At 68.6% G+C, this 17,336-nt stretch carries 14 protein-coding genes; 6 read left to right on the forward strand and 8 right to left on the reverse strand.

Going from position 1 to position 17,336, the window contains the following annotated elements; translation table 11 throughout:
• Nucleotides 1–60: 60 nt before the first annotated feature.
• The 3 genes from N788_RS00460 to N788_RS00470 all read left to right on the forward strand — a co-directional run bounded on the left by N788_RS00460 (nucleotide 61) and on the right by N788_RS00470 (nucleotide 3,519).
• Nucleotides 61–1,401 (forward strand): DNA recombination protein RmuC, encoded by a 1,341-nt coding sequence (locus N788_RS00460; protein WP_034219897.1) that lies wholly within the window; start codon nucleotides 61–63, stop codon nucleotides 1,399–1,401.
• A 148-nt stretch (nucleotides 1,402–1,549) separates the two neighbouring features.
• Nucleotides 1,550–3,085, forward strand: a complete 1,536-nt coding sequence (locus N788_RS00465; RefSeq protein WP_211250663.1) for an alanine/glycine:cation symporter family protein — start codon at nucleotides 1,550–1,552, stop codon at nucleotides 3,083–3,085.
• Nucleotides 3,086–3,255: 170 nt separating this feature from the next.
• Nucleotides 3,256–3,519: a hypothetical protein gene (locus N788_RS00470; protein WP_152560308.1), complete on the forward strand. Its 264-nt coding sequence runs from the start codon at nucleotides 3,256–3,258 to the stop codon at nucleotides 3,517–3,519.
• A gap of 101 nt (nucleotides 3,520–3,620) precedes the next feature.
• Here N788_RS00470 and N788_RS00475 read toward each other — a convergent pair whose 3' ends face one another.
• Nucleotides 3,621–4,976: a sodium-dependent transporter gene (locus N788_RS00475; RefSeq protein ID WP_034219901.1), complete on the reverse strand. Its 1,356-nt coding sequence runs from the start codon at nucleotides 4,974–4,976 to the stop codon at nucleotides 3,621–3,623.
• A gap of 19 nt (nucleotides 4,977–4,995) precedes the next feature.
• On the reverse strand, nucleotides 4,996–6,492 hold the full coding sequence (gene nhaC, locus N788_RS00480; protein WP_034219903.1) for a Na+/H+ antiporter NhaC: 1,497 nt from the start codon (nucleotides 6,490–6,492) through the stop codon (nucleotides 4,996–4,998).
• A gap of 96 nt (nucleotides 6,493–6,588) precedes the next feature.
• On the opposite strand from nhaC, the gene N788_RS00485 reads away from it, so the two are divergent.
• The gene (locus N788_RS00485; RefSeq protein WP_034219905.1) at nucleotides 6,589–7,137 is read left to right on the forward strand and encodes an NUDIX hydrolase; all 549 of its coding nucleotides are present in this window, start codon (nucleotides 6,589–6,591) and stop codon (nucleotides 7,135–7,137) included.
• A gap of 85 nt (nucleotides 7,138–7,222) precedes the next feature.
• On the opposite strand, the gene yeiP is transcribed toward N788_RS00485, so the two are convergent.
• The 6 genes from yeiP to N788_RS00515 all read right to left on the reverse strand — a co-directional run bounded on the left by yeiP (nucleotide 7,223) and on the right by N788_RS00515 (nucleotide 15,106).
• Nucleotides 7,223–7,786 carry an elongation factor P-like protein YeiP gene (yeiP, locus tag N788_RS00490; protein WP_034219908.1) on the reverse strand — a complete coding sequence of 188 codons (564 nt, stop codon included), beginning with the start codon at nucleotides 7,784–7,786 and terminating at the stop codon, nucleotides 7,223–7,225.
• Between the two features lie 17 nt (nucleotides 7,787–7,803).
• Nucleotides 7,804–8,574 carry an SDR family oxidoreductase gene (locus N788_RS00495; protein ID WP_034219910.1) on the reverse strand — a complete coding sequence of 257 codons (771 nt, stop codon included), beginning with the start codon at nucleotides 8,572–8,574 and terminating at the stop codon, nucleotides 7,804–7,806.
• 127 nt (nucleotides 8,575–8,701) lie between these two features.
• Nucleotides 8,702–11,248 carry a sensor domain-containing protein gene (locus N788_RS00500; protein WP_051924192.1) on the reverse strand — a complete coding sequence of 849 codons (2,547 nt, stop codon included), beginning with the start codon at nucleotides 11,246–11,248 and terminating at the stop codon, nucleotides 8,702–8,704.
• Nucleotides 11,249–11,362: 114 nt separating this feature from the next.
• The gene (locus N788_RS00505; RefSeq protein ID WP_034219914.1) at nucleotides 11,363–12,259 is read right to left on the reverse strand and encodes a hydroxymethylglutaryl-CoA lyase; all 897 of its coding nucleotides are present in this window, start codon (nucleotides 12,257–12,259) and stop codon (nucleotides 11,363–11,365) included.
• Nucleotides 12,256–14,262, reverse strand: a complete 2,007-nt coding sequence (locus N788_RS00510) for an acetyl/propionyl/methylcrotonyl-CoA carboxylase subunit alpha (protein WP_034219918.1) — start codon at nucleotides 14,260–14,262, stop codon at nucleotides 12,256–12,258. Before N788_RS00510 ends, N788_RS00505 begins: the two co-directional genes overlap by 4 nt.
• A gap of 58 nt (nucleotides 14,263–14,320) precedes the next feature.
• Entirely contained in the window at nucleotides 14,321–15,106 is a 786-nt protein-coding gene (locus N788_RS00515; RefSeq protein ID WP_034219922.1) for an enoyl-CoA hydratase-related protein, read from the reverse strand.
• Between the two features lie 123 nt (nucleotides 15,107–15,229).
• Between N788_RS00515 and N788_RS00520 the strand changes: the two genes are divergently transcribed.
• Together N788_RS00520 and feoB are read left to right on the forward strand one after the other, a co-directional pair.
• Complete coding sequence (locus N788_RS00520) at nucleotides 15,230–15,475, forward strand: FeoA family protein (protein WP_034219925.1); 246 nt, start codon at nucleotides 15,230–15,232, stop codon at nucleotides 15,473–15,475.
• Nucleotides 15,472–17,307: a ferrous iron transporter B gene (feoB, locus tag N788_RS00525; RefSeq protein WP_034219927.1), complete on the forward strand. Its 1,836-nt coding sequence runs from the start codon at nucleotides 15,472–15,474 to the stop codon at nucleotides 17,305–17,307. The genes N788_RS00520 and feoB overlap by 4 nt, the downstream gene beginning before the upstream one ends.
• Nucleotides 17,308–17,336 lie beyond the last annotated feature (29 nt).

Raw genomic sequence — 17,336 nt, forward strand, 5'->3', positions numbered from 1 at the left:
GGCCGGTGAGACGCCCCGGAGGCTAGAATCCCCGGCATCACCAGATGCCGGGGTTTTCTTTTGTCCGCAACACAGCTCGTATTCCTTCTGATCGGCGTCCTGGCCGGTGCCGCGCTGGCTTTCGTCGTGGTTTCGGCCGGGGCCCGGCGCCAGCGCGAGGCCCAGCAGGCCGAACAGCGCGAGGACCGCGCCCGGCTCGAGGCCGAACTGCGCGACCAGCGCGCGGCCCGGGACGCCAGTGAAACCCGCGCCGCTGCCGCCGAAGCCCGCGCCGCCGCGCTCGAGGCCCGCCTGGCGGCCGAGCAGGCCGCCGCCGACCAGCGCTACCGCGACCTAGAAAGCGCCCGCGAACGCCTGAAGTCCGAGTTCCAGGCCCTGGCCGCGGAAATCCTCGAGGACAAGTCAAAACGTTTCGGCGAACAGAACGCCAGCCAGCTGGGCCAGTTGCTCAACCCGCTGCGCGAGCAGCTGGTGGATTTCCGCAAGGTCGTTTCCGACACCTACGAAAAGGAAGGCCGCGAGCGGGTCACCCTGCAGGCCGAACTCAAGCAGCTGCTTGAACTCAACCGCCAGCTCAGCGACGAGGCCGGCAGCCTTACCCGCGCCCTGACGGCCGACAACCGCACCCAGGGCTACTGGGGCGAGCTCAAGCTCGAACGCCTGCTCGAAAGCGCCGGGCTCGAGAAGGGCCAGCAGTACCTCACCCAGGAAAGCTTCAAGGACGAAGCCGGCGACCGATACCGGCCCGATGCCGTGCTGCTGCTGCCCGAGGAGCGCCACATCGTGGTCGATGCCAAGGTGGCGCTGCTCGACTACCAGCGCGCCTGCGCCACCGACATCGACGACGGCGAGCGCGAACGCTTCCTGGGCCAGCACACGGCGGCGCTGAAGAGCCACGTGCGCGAGCTGGGCGACAAGGACTACAGCCGCCTCAAGGGCCTCACCAGCCCCGACCTGGTGCTGATGTTCGTACCGGTGGAAGCGGCCTTCCTCGAAGCCCTGCGCCGCGACCCGGGCCTCTACGACTTCGCCTTCGGCAAGAAGATCATCCTGGTCGGGCCCAGCAACCTGCTGGCCTCGCTTCGGCTGGTGGCGCAGATCTGGCGCACCGAGGCCCAGACCACCAATGCCCGGGCCATCGCCGACCGCGGCGCGGCCCTGTACGACAAGTTCGTCGGCTTCACCGAGGACCTGGGCAAGGTCGGCGAGCACCTCGAGCGGGCCCAGAAGGCCCAGCACGACGCCGTACGCAAGCTGGCCCAGGGGCCCGGCAACCTGGTGCGCCAGGCCGAGATGCTGCGCGACCTGGGCGTGGCGCCCACCAAGAAGCTGCCGGCGGCGCTGAAGGACGCGTCGCTGCCGGACGAGGGTGGGGGCCCGGAGGACGTGGAAGCCCCATAACCCCCTGTGGGAGGGACTTTAGTCCCGAAGGCTTTTCGGGACTGAACTCCCTCCCACAACGCCACCTGGGCGGCCCTTCACGCCAGCCTGTGGGCAGCGGGGCACCGCTCGGGTTAGGCTGCGCGCTGGCTTGGGAGGAGCTGCAACAATGCTGAAACGCCTTTTGATGGTCGCCATGATGTGGCTGGCCGTGGGATCCGTGGCCGTCGCACAGGAGGCCGTCGAGGGGACGGTCGCCGAACCGACCACCGCCGAGCGCATCGACGCGACGGTGCGGCCGATCGCCGACGCCGTGTCGCGGGCCATCTTTTTCGAAGTGCCGGTCGGAGGCGTGGGTTTTCCGCTGATCGTAGGCTGGCTGATCCTGGCCGGTTTCATCTTCACGATCTATTTCGGCTTCATCAACGTGCGTGGTTTCAAGCACGGTTTCGACCTCATCAGCGGCAAGTACAGCGATCCAAAGGCAAAGGAAGCCGGTGAAGTCAGCCACTTCCGCGCGCTCACCTCGGCGGTGTCCGGCACGGTGGGCCTGGGCAACATCGCCGGCGTGGCGGTGGCGATCACCATCGGCGGCCCCGGTGCCACCTTCTGGATGATCCTGGCCGGCCTGCTGGGCATGAGCTCGAAGTTCGTCGAGTGCACCCTGGGCGTGATGTACCGCCTGGAAAAACCCGACGGCACGATCTCGGGCGGCCCGATGTACTACCTCAGCCGCGGCATTTCCGAGAACTATCCGGGCCTGCGCCTGTTCGGCAGCGCGTTGGCGATCATCTTCGCCCTGTGCGCCATGATGGGCGCGATCGGCGCCGGCGCCATGTTCCAGGCCAACCAGGCCTATGCGCAGATCGAGAACGTCACCGGCGGCATGACCAACGGCAGCCTCTGGTTCGGCCTGGCGTACGCCATCCTCGGCGGCATCGTCGTGATCGGCGGCATCACCCGCATCGGTTCGGTCACCGCCCGCCTGGTGCCGACCATGGCGGCGCTGTACGTGGTCGGCGCGCTGTTCGTTATCTTCACCAACTTCAGCCAGGTGCCGGCGGCGTTCGGGGCGATCATCGACGGTGCCTTCACCGCCGAGGGCGTCACCGGCGGCGTGATCGGCGCGCTGATCCAGGGCTTCCGCCGCGCCGCGTTCTCGAACGAGGCCGGCCTGGGCTCGGCGGCCATCGCGCACTCGGCGGTCAAGACCAAGGAGCCGCTGACCGAGGGCTTCGTCGCGCTGTGGGAACCGTTCATCGATACGGTCGTCATCTGCACCATGACCGCGCTGGTGATCATCATCACCAACCAGCACATCGTCGGCGGCGCCGACGGCGTGCAGCTGACCTCGAACGCGTTCGCGACGATCGGCGACTGGACGCCCTATGCGCTGGCGGTGATCGTGCTGCTGTTCGCGTTCTCCACGACCATCACCTGGGCCTACTACGGGGCCAAGGCCTGCAGCTTCCTGTTCAAGGAATCCAAGGTCGCCCTGTACGGCTTCAAGTTCTTCTACCTGGCCATGGCCGTGGTCGGCTGCACCATGCCGCTGGGCAGCATCGTCGACATCGCCGACGCCCTGCTGTTCATCATGGCGATCCCGAACCTGATCGGCGTCTACCTGCTGATGCCGGTCGTCAAGAAGCACCTGGACGCCTACTGGGCCCGCCTCAAGTCCGGCGAAATCAAGAAGTTCGCCTGACCCCCGGCACCCTCTGTGGGAGGGACTTCAGTCCCGAAAGAACGGCCCGCGAAAGCGGGCCGTTCGTTTTTCCATGGAGGGGGAAGCCGGGGCGTCCGCGGACGCGGTAGTCTGTGCGCATGACTCCCAGGCAAGTGGTTCGCTCCAGGTGCGAAAAGGCGCTTTGGCTTTTGCTCATCGTGCTTGCATTGTTCATCGCGCTGGCGCTCATCAAGCCAGCTCCGCCTGCCGGCTGGATCGGAGGTGTCCTTTTCCTCGTCTTCGCCGGTGCGGCGACCTACGCGAACTGGGTCATTGACTGCCCGAAATGCCAGGTTCCGTTTGGTCAAATGGTCTGGCAGGTGTCGTTTCCAAGCATCGGCCTGATGCCGATCAAGGTTTGCCCCCATTGCGCCCTGGACCTGGACAGCGAATGGCCCTTGCGTCGGGACTGACGGGTCGTTCGAACTGAATCGGGGTCCGCAACAAAAGCGGCCCGCTTTCGCGGGCCGCTTTTCGGGACTGAAGTCCCTCCCACAGAGGGGAGGGTGGGCGGTCAGCCCAGTATCTTGGCGGCCAGGACGATGAGCACCAGCACCGGGGCGATGATGCAGATCAGGAAGCGCCAGACCTGGTAGCCGCGGTCGCCGAGGTGGGACAGCTGGTCACGGGAGATCTTGCGGCTGAGCGTGTAGCCGGCGAACAGCGCGATCAGCAGGCCGCCGACCGGCAGCATGATGTCCGAGGCGACGAACTCGATGGCGCCCTGCAGGTCGCGGCCGAACACGCGCACGTTCTGCCAGACGTTGAAGCCCAGGGCCGTCACCAGGCCGATGGCCCAGATCACCAGCGCCGCAATGACTGCCGACTTCTTGCGCGACAGGCTGCCTTTTTCGACCAGGAAGGCGGTCGGTGGCTCGAGCAGCGAGATCGACGAGGTCCAGGCGGCCACGAACAGCAGGCCGAAGAACGCCACCGCGTACGGGATGCCGAAGGGCATGTCGTTGAAGGCCAGCGGCAACGAGGTGAAGATCAGGCCCGGGCCACCGCCCGCCGGATCCAGGCCAAAGGCGAACAGCACCGGGAAGATCGCCAGGCCGGCCAGCAGGGCGATGGTGGTGTCCATGCCGGCCACCGTGACCGCCACCCGCGGGATCGAGATGTCCCGGGGCAGGTAGGCGCCGTAGGTCATGATTCCGCACATGCCGAGGCTGAGCGAAAAGAAAGCCTGGCCCAGCGCGGCGAGCAGGGTGTCGCCGGTGACTTCGCTGAAGTCGGGCTTGAACAGGAACTCGAAGGCCTGGCCGATCTTGCCGGTGCTGACGCCGTAAGCCAGCAGGCCCAGCAGGATCAGGAACAGCAGCGGCATCAGGAACTTCACCGCACGCTCGAGGCCCTTTTCCACGCCCATCGCCACCACGCCCACGGTCACCAGCATGAAGACGCTGTGCCAGAACACCAGGGTGGTCGGGTTGGCCAGCAGGGTGGTGAAAGTGGCGCCCGGGTCGGTGATCGGCGCGCCACCGAAGATCTGCGCGACGTACAGCCAGGCGTAGTGCAGGGTCCAGCCGCCGACCACGCTGTAGAAGCTGAGGATGGCGACCGCGGCGAGCATGCCGATCCAGCCGATCACGGTCCAGCCGCCGCTGTGGCCGCCTTCGCGGGTGAGCTTGCGCAGCGTGTTCACCGGGCTCATCCGGCCCTGGCGACCCATCAGGATCTCGGCCGCCATGATCGGCAGGCCGACCAGCAGGATGCAGCCCAGGTAGATCAGCACGAAGGCGCCGCCCCCGTTGTCCGAGGCCAGGTAAGGGAAGCGCCAGATGTTGCCCAGGCCCACCGCCGAACCGCTGGCGGCCAGGATGAAGGCCAGACGCGAGGACCACATGCCGTGGATCGAGTTGTTATCCATCGTCAATCTTCTTCTTCGGTTAGTCGTGGGAGGGGCCGGCGCGGTGCTGGATGGCCACCTGGGGTTTGGTCTTGAGGATCTTGAAGCCAACGTAGGCCAGGATGCCGGCGATCACCGGATTGACCAGGTTGAACAGCGCGTAAGGCAGGTAGTCGAGCGTGGCCACGCCCAGCGTCGCGGCCATGTAGGCGCCGCAGGTGTTCCACGGAATCAGCGGCGAGGTGATGGTGCCGGCGTCCTCAAGGGCGCGCGAAAGGTTTTCCGGCGCCAGGCCGCGCTTTTCGTATTCGCTCTTGTAGATGCGGCCCGGCAGCACGATGGCCAGGTACTGGTCGGCGGCCAGCACGTTGGTGCCAAAGGCGGTGATCAGGGTCGCGACGATCAGCGAGCCGGTGGAGCGGGCCATCTTGAGCACGCTGCGGATCAGGCGCTCGAGCAGGCCGACCTTGTCCATCACCGCGCCGAAGCTCATCGCGCAGATGATCAGCCAGACGGTGTTGAGCATGCTGGCCATGCCGCCGCGGTTGAGCAGGTCGTCGACGGCGGCGTTGCCCGATTCACCCTTGTATCCGTCGAACAGCGCCGTCCAGGCGCCCGAAAGCAGGGCCATCGGCCGCGCCAGGTCGTCGTTGCCGGCCAAGGCGACCACCAGCTCGGGCTGGAACACCACCGCGAAAACGGCGCCGAGCAGGGCGCCGATGAAGATGGTCGGAAACGCCGGGAAGCGCTTGATCGCCAGCGCAAACACCACGACCAGCGGGATCAGCAGGTGCGGACCGAGGTTGAACTGCTTATCGAGTTCGGCGGAAAGATTGCCGAAGCCCACGGCGGCATCGCCGGCGACCGCGCCGACGGACAGGAAAGCGAAGCCGACCAGGGCGATGGCCAGGCTGGGCAGGGTGGTCCAGGTCATGTGCCGGACATGGGCGAACAGCTCGCCACCGGCGGCCGCCGGCGCCAGGTTGGTGGTGTCGGACAGCGGCGACATCTTGTCGCCGAAATAGGCGCCGGAGATGATCGCGCCGGCGGTGATCGCCACGTCCAGGCCCAGGCCCTGGGCGACGCCGATCAAAGCCACGCCCAGCGTGCCGGCCACGGTCCAGGAGCTGCCGATGGTCAGCGCGACGACAGCGCAGACCAGGCAGACGGCCGGATAGAAGAAGGATGGGTGCAGGATGGCCAGGCCGTACTGGATCATCGTCGGCACGGCGCCGGAGAGGATCCAGGTGCCGATCAGGGCACCGACGGCCAGCAGGATCAGGATGGCCGTGGTGGCGATGGAGATGCCGCTGATGAAGGCGTCCTGGATATCGTCCCAGCGCATGCCGTTGCGCAAGCCGACCAGGGCGGCGATGCCGGAGGCCAGCAGCAGCGAGATCTGGTTGGCGCCGTAGGACGAGTTGTCGCCGTACAGGTAAACCGCCAGTGGCAGCAGGATGAACAGCGCCAGCAGCGGCAGCGAGGCCTGCAGCAGGCTCGGTTCGCGGCCCGTGCGGACCGGCGGGTGGTCGGACATGAACGCTCTCTCCCCAGAGGTTATCGCCCGAGTTTACCCGAGCCCGCCGGCCGCCGTGGGTAGACTGATGGCCTGTCCCAACCTTCCCGGAGCACCATGACCCCCGCCTTCGACCTGGCCGCCGCACTGGCCGACTATCGCCGTCGCCACCCCGGGGAGTCGGCGGTGGTGGACCTGTTCCAGGGCCTGCTGGCCGATCCGGGGCCGATCTACGAGCGGCGCCGGCTGGGCGGCCATTTCACCGGTTCGGCCTGGCTGGTGGACCGGACCGGCGAGCGGGTGCTGCTGACCCATCACCGCAAGCTCGGGCGCTGGCTGCAGCTGGGTGGGCATGCCGACGGCGACCCCGACCTGGCGGCCGTGGCGCTGAAGGAGGCGCAGGAGGAATCCGGGCTGGCGGACCTGGTCGTCGAGCCGGCGGTGTTCGACCTGGACCGGCACGCCATCCCGGCCCGCGGCGAGGTGCCGGAACACTGGCACTACGACGTGCGATTCGTGGTGCGGGCGACGGGCAGCGAGGACTTCCTGGTTGGCGAAGAGTCGCTGGACCTGGCGTGGAAGCCGGTGCGTGACATGGCTAACGACCCCGGCGCGGATGAGTCGCTGCGCCGCATGGCGCGGAAGTGGCTTTTCGGGACCTTGTAGGAGCGCCTTCAGGCGCGAATCTTTTTGCCTTTGCCTTTGGCAAAGAAGAAATTCGCGCCTGAAGGCGCTCCTACATGTCGTTGGCTCAGGCGCGGCCGGCGAACTCGCCCGTGGTCGTGTTCACCAGGATGCGCTCGCCGTTGACGATGTACTCGGGCACCATGATTTCCAGGCCGGTGCTGAGCCGGGCCGGCTTGGGCCGCTTGGTGGCGGTGCCGCCCTTGAGTTCGGGCGGGGTCTCGACCACTTCGAGCTCGACGCTCGGCGGCAGCTGCACGGCCACCGGTGCGTCCTCGATCAGCTGCACGTAGCAGTCTTCCAGGCCGTCGGTGATATAGCCGGCGGCGTCGCCCACGACATCGGCGTCGAGCTGGTAGGGCGTGTAGTCCTCGGCGTCGAGGAAGACGAAGGCCTCGCCGTCCTTGTAGCTGAAGGTGCTGGCGCGACGGGTCAGTTCGACCTCGCGCAGCTCGTCGTCGGCGCCCTGGCTGAGGTCGTACTTCACCCCGCCGGGCACGCTGTACATGGTGAAACGGAACTTGACGTTGCCGCCGCGGCCCTGCGGCGAGCTGCGTTCGATGTCGCGGACCTGGTAGACGGTGCCGTTGTACTCAACGACGTTGCCCTTCTTGATGTCGGAAGCTTTCATGGATTGGCTCGGTGGGTTTACTTGGGGGCCAGGCGCACGGCGCCGTCGAGGCGGATGGTTTCGCCGTTGAGATAGCGGTTGGACAGGATATAGGCGACCAGGTCGGCGAACTCTTCCGGCCGGCCCAGGCGCGACGGGAACGGGATGGACGCCGACAGCGACTGCTGCACCGATTCGGGCATGCCGTCGACCATCGGGGTCCAGAAGATGCCGGGCGCCACGGTGTTGACGCGGATGCCGAAGCGGGCGAGCTCGCGCGCCATCGGCAGGGTCATGCCGACCACGCCGCCCTTGGAGGCGGAATAGGCGGCCTGGCCGATCTGGCCCTCGTACGCGGCCACCGAGGCGGTGTTGACGATGACGCCGCGCTCGCCTTCGTCGCCGGCGTCGTTGTGCTGCATCAGGTCGGCGGCGGCCTTGGCGACGTTGAAGCTGCCGACCAGGTTGACCATCACGGTCGTGGCGAAGTTCTTCAGGGGCATCGGCGCCTCCTTGCCCAGCACGCGGCCGGCACCGAGGATGCCGGCGCAGTTCACCGCGGCGTTGAGGCCACCGAGGAAGGCCTTGGCTTCGGCGAGGTTGCCGGCGACCTGGGCCTCGTCGGTGACGTCGGTCTTCCAGTAAGCGGCCTTTTCCACGCCCAGCTCGGCCACCGCGTCCGCGCCCTTGGCGTCGTTGATGTCGAGCAGGGCGACCTTGCCGCCGCCGGCCACCAGGTGCCGGGCCACGGCCAGGCCCAGGCCGGAAACGCCGCCGGTGATGACGGCGCGGGTGTCTTGGATCTTCATCGGTGCCCCCAGGGGAATGCGAAAGCCGGGATTTTACCCGTTTGCACGCCCCCTGTAGGAGCGGCTTCAGCCGCGAATCTCTTGACTTTGCCTTTGGCAAAGAAGGACTTCGCGGCTGAAGCCGCTCCTACAGGGAGCTGGCGGGCTGGCCGGTCTGGCGCAGGTAGGCGGCGAAGGCGTCCGGGTCGAGGGCCGGGCTGAACAGGAAGCCCTGGCCGGTGCGCACGCCCAGGCCCATCAGGAAGTCGCGCTGCACGCTGCTTTCCACGCCCTCGGCGACCAGGTCCAGGCCCAGGGCCTGGGCGATGCCGGCGACGGCCTGGCAGATCGCCGCGTCCGACTCGTTGCCGGGCACGCCCCTGAGGAAGGGCTGGGCCAGTTTCAGGCCGTGGATCGGCAGCCGGCGCAGGTAGTTCAGCGCGCTGTAGCCCTCGCCGAAGTCGTCGATGGTCAGCACCACGCCCAGCTTGCGCAGGCCTTCGAAGGTGCGGTGGGTGTCGGGCGCGTCCTCGATCAGGACGCGCTCGGTGAATTCCAGCTCAAGCAGTTCGCCCGGGAGTTGGTTTTCCTGCAGGCAGGCTGCAACCAGCGGTACCAGGTCCTCGGTGAGGAACTGGCGGTAGGACACGTTCACCGCCACCCGCGCCGGGGCCAGTCCGGCCTTGCGCCAGGCGGCCATCTGCCGGCAGGCGGTCTGGATGACCCAGCCGCCGATGCGCACGATGTCGCCGGTGGTCTCGGCGTGGTTGATGAAAACCTCCGGGCTCAGTTCGCCCAGGGCATGGTTGCGCCAGCGGATCAGGGCTTCGGCCGATCGCACGTGGCCATCGGCGAGGTTCACCAGGGGTTGGTAGACCAGCCGGAATTCGCCGTTGTCCAGGGCCTTTCGCAGCTGGGCCTCGACCTGGACGCGGTCGTGCTGCTGCCGGGCCAGCTCCGGGGTGAAGGTCTGCCAGGTGTTGCGGCCACGGCGCTTGGCGTCGTACATGGCGGCGTCGGCGTTGTTGACCAGCTGCTGCACGGTGGCGCCATGTTCCGGGTAGCGCGCCAGGCCGACGCTGGTGGTGATGGTGAATTCCTCGCCGGCGTAGCGGAAGCTGTCGCCGAAGGCCTGCGTGATGCGCGCCGCCAGCGCCTCCGCGGCGCCGGGATCGTCCTTGTTGCTGGCCAGCACCAGGAATTCATCGCCGCCGAAACGCGCCAGCACGTCGTCGTCGCCGGCGCAGCTTTCGAGCCGCCGCGCGGCGTTGATCAGCAGCTGGTCGCCGGCGGCGTGGCCGAGCAGGTCGTTGACCAGCTTGAAGCGGTCGAGGTCGATGTAAACGACGGTCAGCCCTTCTTCGCCCTCCATCACCCGGCGCTCGAGTTCGGTCAGTACGCCGTCGCGGTTGAACAGCCCGGTCAGGGCGTCGGTGCGGGCCTGGCTGCGCAGGGCTTCCTCGATCTGCCGGCGCTGGTTGATGTCCTGCAGGATGCCGGTGATGCGCGCGGTCATCGGCACCCGGCTCTCGGACTGGCCGATAAGGCGCGCCCAGTGCGAGCGGCCGTCGGGGCGGCGCAGCTGGACCTCCATGTCGAAGGCGCCGCCGTCGCGCAGCACGCTCTGCAGGGCCTCCTCGACCCGCGGCCGGTCGGCGGGCACGACCTGGGTCAGCGCCTCGCGCAGCGTGCGTGGGGGATCGTCGCGCCGGCCCAGGATGCGCAGCGCTTCATCGGTGAAATACAGGCGCTCGCGGCCGCCGTCCCATTCCCAGCCGCCGATGCGGGCCAGGGCCTGGGTGCGCAGGAACAGCGCGCTGTCGCGCTTGAGATCGGTGACGTCGGAGAACAGCGAGATCACCCGGTAGGGCGTGCGTTCGCCGGGCCGGAACTGCGGCACCGAGGTCGCCGACAGCCAGGTCAGCTGCTTGCGGCCGGTGTGGTACACGCCCATCAGGGTGGATTCGATGATGCGTCCGGTACGCGCCGCGCGCATCACCGGCATGTCGCCGAAACGCAGCGGCCAGCCGCGGTGGTCGACCACGCGCCAGTCCTGCCAGCGCAGGCCGGTGACGATGTCCTCGTCTTCGGAAAGTCCCAGGATGCGCATGGCGGCGGCATTGGCCGACAGCACGTTGCCTTCGTGGTCCTGGATCATCACGCCCTTGTCGATGACCGACAGCAGGGTGTTGAGGTTTTCCTCGGCCTCGCGCCGGCCGGTGAGGTCGCGGGCCACGGCGATGACGAACTGGTGCGGGCCGTCCTCGAAGCGCGCCGAGTGCACTTCCACGGGGAAGCGGCTGCCGTCGGCACGCTGGTTGTAGACCTCGATCACGTGCGTGCGCTTGCGGGCCAGGGTCTCGAGCACCGGCACCATGTGGTCGGCCGGCAGGTCCGGGTTGATCACGTGCACCAGCTTGCCGACGATTTCGTCGCGGGGCAGGCCGTAGGCCTGTTCGCCGGCGGTGTTGAGGTCGATGATGCGGCCCTCGGCGTCGATCAGGCTGACCGGGTCGGGCACGGCGTTGAACAGCTTGAGGTAACGCAGGCTGGCGCTATCGGCCTCGCGGCGCAGTTCGTGCAGCGTGGCCAGCAATTCGGACAGCAGCACCGGGTCGTCGCAGCCACGGCCTTCGGTCAGCAAGGCCTCGAGCTGGGCCAGCATCGCCTCGTCGTCGTGCCTGGCCTCGTCCATGCGGTCTCCCCAAGAACCGAACCCCGAGAATACACTGCGTCATTCGGTGTTTGTGGGAGGGACTTCAGTCCCGAATCGCTTCGGGACTGAAGTCCCTCCCACAGGATGCGTCGGTTACAGCGGGGCGGCGAGGGTCACCTTGCTTCCGGAGCTGCGGCCCAGCTTGCCGGCCAGCCAGCGGCCCGTCTCGACCAGCTTCGCCAGGTCGACACCGGTGGCCACGCCCAGGCCTTCGAGCATGTAGACGACGTCTTCGGTGGCGACATTGCCGCTGGCCCCGGGGGCGTAGGGGCAGCCGCCGGTGCCGGAGACCGCGGCGTCCACCACGCCCACGCCGTCTTCCAGGCAGGCCAGGATGTTGGCCAGGGCCTGGCCGCGGGTGTCGTGGAAATGCACGGCCAGCGCCGCCATGGGGACCTCGGCCGCGACGGCGCGCAGCATCGCCCGGGCCTTACCGGGAGTGCCGATGCCGATGGTGTCGCCCAGCGACACTTCGTAGCAGCCCGCTTCGTGCAGGCGACGGGCCACGCGAACCACGTCGGCCAGCGGCACCTCGCCCTGGTAGGGGCAGCCGAGCACCGTGGACACGTAGCCGCGGACCTTCACGCCGTCGGCGCGGGCGCGTTCCAGCACCGGCAGGAAACGTTCGATGCTCTCGTCGATCGAGGCGTTGATGTTCTTGCGGTTGAAGGCCTCGGAAGCGGCGCTGAACACCGCCACTTCGCTGGCGCCGACTTCGCGGGCGCGTTCATAACCCTGCAGGTTGGGCACCAGCACCGGGTAGGCGACGCCGGGGCGCTGCGTGATGCCGGCGAACACCTCGGCGGCATCGGCCATCTGCGGCACCCACTTCGGGCTGACGAAGCTGGTGGCCTCGATGCAGCGCAGGCCGGTGGCTGAGAGCCTGTCCACCAGTTCAATCTTGTCGGCGGTCGGGACCAGGGTCTTTTCGTTTTGCAGGCCGTCGCGCGGCCCGACTTCGACGATGCGGACCTCGGCTGGCGCGCTCATTGCCCGGCCTCGAGCGTCAGCAGCACGGCGTCGGCTTCCACGAACTCGCCTTCGCTGGCCTGTACCTTCTCGACGGTGCCCGCCCGCGGCGCACGCAGGCTCAGCTCCATCTTCATCGCCTCCATCACCAGCAGTTCCTGGCCTTCTTCGACGGCCTGGCCGGCCTGGGCCTTCACCACCACGACCCGGCCGGGCATCGGCGCGGTGAGACGGTCGGCGCCGGCGCCGGCTTCGCCCTGGTCGAACAGGAAAGCCGGCACGCGCTCGAGCGGGTAGCGCTGGTCGCCGTCGTGCACCAGCACGCGCGCGGCGTCGGCGCGGGCGCGCACGCGATGCTGCCGGGCATCCACGCGTGCGACCAGGCGGCCGGCGACGAAGGCGGCGCCTTGCACGCGCAGGGACAGGCCGTCCGCGCCTTCAAGCGCGTAGTCGCCGGCACTGCCGTGGGCGCGCAGTTCCAGGCGTTCGCCGCGGTAGTGGAAACACAGCAGGCGCTCGCCGCCGTGGCCCAGGCGCCAGCCATCGGCGATGCCCCAGGGCGAAGACGGATCGTTGCTGGCGGCGGTGGCGGCGTGCGTCGCGGCTTCGTCGTGCAGCAGGCAGGCGGTGGCGGCCAGGGCCAGCAGGTCCGGCAGCAGCGGGTCTTCCTTGGGCAGCACGTCCTCGAGATGGCGGTCCAGGTAGGCCGTGTGGATGGTGCCTTCGACGACCTCGCGGTGGCGGACCAGCTTTTCCAGGAAGGCGATGTTGGACTTCGGGCCGACGACCTCGCAGTCGGCCAGGGCCTCGCGCAGGCGGGCGAGGGCACGCGGGCGATCGGCGTCGTGCACGATCAGCTTGGCGATCATCGGGTCGTAGTGGATCGTGACGGTGTCGCCCTCGACCACGCCGGTGTCCAGGCGCACGTGGGCGCTGGCGTCGGGAAGTCGCAGCACCTCGAGCCGGCCGGAGCCCGGCAGGAAACCCTGGGACGGGTCTTCGGCGTACAGGCGCACTTCGATGGCGTGGCCCTGTCGCGTGATGGCGTCCTGGGCCAGCGGCAAGGGTTCGCCGGCGGCCACGCGCAGTTGCCACTCCACCAGGTCCAGGCCGGTCACCAGCTCGGTGACCGGATGTTCGACCTGCAGGCGGGTATTGATTTCCATGAAGTAGAAATCGCCCTGCGGGCCCACGATGAATTCGACGGTGCCGGCGTTGACGTAGTCGATCGCGCGGGCGGCTTCGACCGCGGCCTGGCCCATGCGCTCGCGCAGTTCCGGGGTGACGAAGGGCGAGGGCGATTCCTCGACGACCTTCTGGTAGCGCCGCTGGGCCGAACATTCGCGTTCGCCCAGGTGGATGACCTGGCCGTGGCTGTCGCCGAAGACCTGGATCTCGATGTGGCGCGGCGTTTCGACGAAGCGTTCGAGCAAAACGCGGTCGCGGCCGAAGGCGCTGGTGGCTTCGCGCTGGCAGCTTGCCAGCGCCGCGGCGAATTCCTCGCTGGCGCGCACGATGCGCATGCCCTTGCCGCCGCCACCGTGGGCCGCCTTGATCATCAGCGGGTAGCCGATGCCGTCGGCTTCGCGCTGCAACAGCGCCGGATCCTGGTCTTCGCCGGTGTAACCGGGCACGACCGGCACGCCGCGCGCCTGCATCAGCTGCTTGGCGCCGGCCTTGCTGCCCATCTTGCGCATGGACGCGGCCTTGGGCCCGATGAACACCAGCCCGGCGGCCTCGACGGCTTCGGCGAAGTCGGCGTTTTCGCTGAGGAAGCCGTAGCCCGGGTGGATGGCCTGGGCGCCGCTGAGGCGGGCGGCCTCTAGGATGGCATCGCCGCGCAGGTAGCTGTCCTGCGGCCGCGGCCCGCCGATCGGCCAGGCCTCGTCCGCCAGCCGGGCATGCTGGGCCCCGGCATCGGCCTCGGAATAGACGGCGACCGTGCGGATGCCCAGCGTGCGGCAGGTGCGGATGACCCGGCAGGCGATTTCGCCGCGGTTGGCGATCAGTACTTTTTCAAACATTTGGTTTCTGGCCACGTAGCAATACGGAGTCGGCGTCCCGAGTGTACCCGGCGCCCGGTCAGGACCACGAAGGCCGGCGCTTTTCCAGGAAAGCGGCCAGGCCTTCCTGGCCTTCGGGGGAAACGCGCAGGCGGGCGATGAGCGCGGCGTTCTGCATGTCGGTGGCGGCGGCGGATTCCGGGCTCATGCCGGCCATGCGCAGCGCCAGCTGCTTGGCTTCACGCTGGGCCAGGGGGCCGCCCTTGAGCCAGAAGTGCAGCGTGCGATCCAGGCGCTCGTCGAGCTGGTCGGGCGCGGTGGTTTCGTGCAGCAGGCCGATGGCCCGGGCTTCGTGGGCCTCGATGATTTCGGCGCCGGTGAACAGGCGGCGCGCGTGCCGGCCGCCGATGGCCTGCACCACGTAGGGGGAGATCACCGCCGGCACCAGGCCGAGCTTCACTTCCGAGAGCGAGAACTTGGCCGTATCCACGCCGATGGCGTAATCGCAGCAGGCGACCAGGCCGACGCCGCCGCCGTAGGCCGAACCGTTCACCCGGCACAGGGTCGGCTTGGACAGGAAGTTCAGGGTGCGCATGAGCTTGGCCAGGCGCAGGGAGTCGTCGCGGTTCTCGTCCTCGCTGGCCTGGGCCATGCGGCGCATCCAGCCCAGGTCGGCGCCGGCCGAGAAGGTGGCGCCGTCGCCGGTCAGGACCACGGCGCGCACGCCGGCGTCGGCGTCCAGGGCTTCCAGGGCGCCGGTCAGTTCGGCGATCAGCTCGTCGTCGAAGGCGTTGTGGACGGACGGGCGGGCCAGGGCCAGGCGGGCGACGGGGCCGTCGCGGTCGAGTCGGATGGCGGAGGTCATGCGGGCTCCTTCAGGCAAGCGGCCATGATAGCGGCTGGGTTCCGGTCGCCGGCACCCCGGGCGGCTGTCGCGGCGGCCGGGAACGGCTTATAATGCGAATCATTCTCACCTGAGCCGCCGCCCATGGTCCTGTCCGATCTGCCCACCGGCAATGAAGCCATCGTCTCCGACGTGCACGACGCCGGACCGGGCGACGCCGTCGCGCGGCGCCTTCGCGACATCGGTTTCGTGCCCGGCGAAAGCGTTCGCCTGCTGACCCGCGGGCCGCTGGGCGGCGAGCCGCTGCTGGTGCAGGTGGGCTTCACCCGGTTCGCCATGCGCCGGCAGGAAGCCGCGCGCGTGAAGCTCGAGGTCGCGCCGGCCCAATGAGCGCGCTCAACATCGCCCTGGTCGGCAATCCCAACTGCGGGAAGACCGCGCTGTTCAATCGCCTCACCGGCAGCCGCCAGAAGGTGGCCAACTACGCCGGCGTCACCGTCGAGCGCAAGGAAGGCCAGTTCCGCACGCCGGCCGGACGCGGCGTGCGCGTGCTGGACCTGCCGGGCGCCTACAGCCTGGATGCGACCAGTCCCGACGAAGCCATCACGCGGGCGGTCTGCCACGGCGAACTGCCCGGCGAACCGGTGCCCGACGTGCTGGTGTGCGTGGCCGACGCCACCAATCTGCGCCTGCACCTGCGTTTCGCGCTGGAAGTGCGGCGACTGGGCAAGCCGATGGTGCTGGCCCTGAACCAGATGGACCAGGCCCGGCGCCGCGGCATCGTTATCGACGTGCCGGCGCTGCAGGCGCGCCTGGGTATTCCCGTGGTCGAAACCGTCGCGGTGAAACGCGATGGCGCTGCCGCCTTGCTGGCGCAGCTCGATGACGCCGCGCCCACGGCCCCCGAGCCGGGCGACGACCAGGGCGACCTGCATGCCCAGGTGCAGGCCCTGCTGGCCGAAGCGGTGACCATGCCCGACCGCACTAGCCGCCTCGACGAGCGTCTGGATCGCTGGCTGCTGCACCCGGTGTGGGGGTTGGTGATCCTGGCGGCGGTGATGTTCCTGATGTTCCAGGCGGTCTTCAGCTGGGCCGGGCCGCTGCAGGACACGCTGGCGGGCTGGATCGGCCTGCTGGGCGAAACCCTCGGCGGGCTGCTGCCCGACGGCGCACTGCGCAGCCTGGTGCAGGACGGCATCTTCGCCGGCCTGGGCACGGTGATGGAGTTCCTGCCGCAGATCCTGCTGCTATTCGTCTTTATCCTGGCACTGGAGGAATCCGGCTACCTGCCGCGTGCGGCCTTCCTGCTCGACAAGCCGATGCGTGCCTGCGGCCTGACCGGGCGCAGCTTCATCCCGCTGCTGTCGAGCTTCGCCTGCGCGATCCCCGGGGTCATGGCCACGCGTTCGATCCAGGACCCGCGCGATCGCCTGGCGACGATCTTGGTGGCGCCGCTGATGACCTGTTCGGCGCGGCTGCCGGTGTACGCACTGCTGATCGGCGCCTTCATTCCCGACCAGTCGGTGTGGGGCGTGTTCAACCTGCAGGGCCTGGTCCTGTTCGGGCTGTACGTGGCCGGCATCGTCAGCGCGATGGGCGCGGCCTGGGTCATCCAGAAGGTGCGCCACACCGAAGGCGAACACGTGCTGCTGCTCGAGCTGCCCAGCTACCGGCTGCCGAACCCGCTGGACCTGGGCATCGGCCTGTGGGAACGCGCCAGCATCTTCATGCGCCGGGTCACCGGCATCATCCTGTCGCTGACGGTGCTGCTGTGGTTCCTGGCCAGCTACCCGGCGCCGCCGGAGGGCGCGACGCTGCCGGCCATCGACTACAGCCTGGCCGGGCGTATTGGCCACTGGCTGGAACCGATCTTCGCGCCGATCGGCTTCAACTGGCAGATCTGCATCGCGCTCATTCCCGGCCTGGCCGCGCGCGAAGTGGCGGTGGCGGCGCTGGCGACGGTGTACGCGCTGTCGGCCAGCAACGACAGCGAGGCGATCACCCAGCTCTCGCCGCTGCTGGCCGCCGACTGGTCGCTGGCCACGGCGCTGTCGCTGCTGGTCTGGTACGTCTACGCGCCCCAGTGCCTGTCCACCATCGCGGTGATCAAGCGCGAAACCAACAGCTGGAAGCAGGCGGGGTACGCCACGGTGTACCTGTTCGCGCTGGCCTACCTGGCCTCGCTGATCACCTACCAGCTGACCGCGTGGCTGATGTCATGATCCGTCGCCAGACGACGCTCGGGAGCCTT

This window comes from Arenimonas donghaensis DSM 18148 = HO3-R19, from assembly GCF_000743535.1.
GTDB classification, from domain to species: domain Bacteria; phylum Pseudomonadota; class Gammaproteobacteria; order Xanthomonadales; family Xanthomonadaceae; genus Arenimonas; species Arenimonas donghaensis.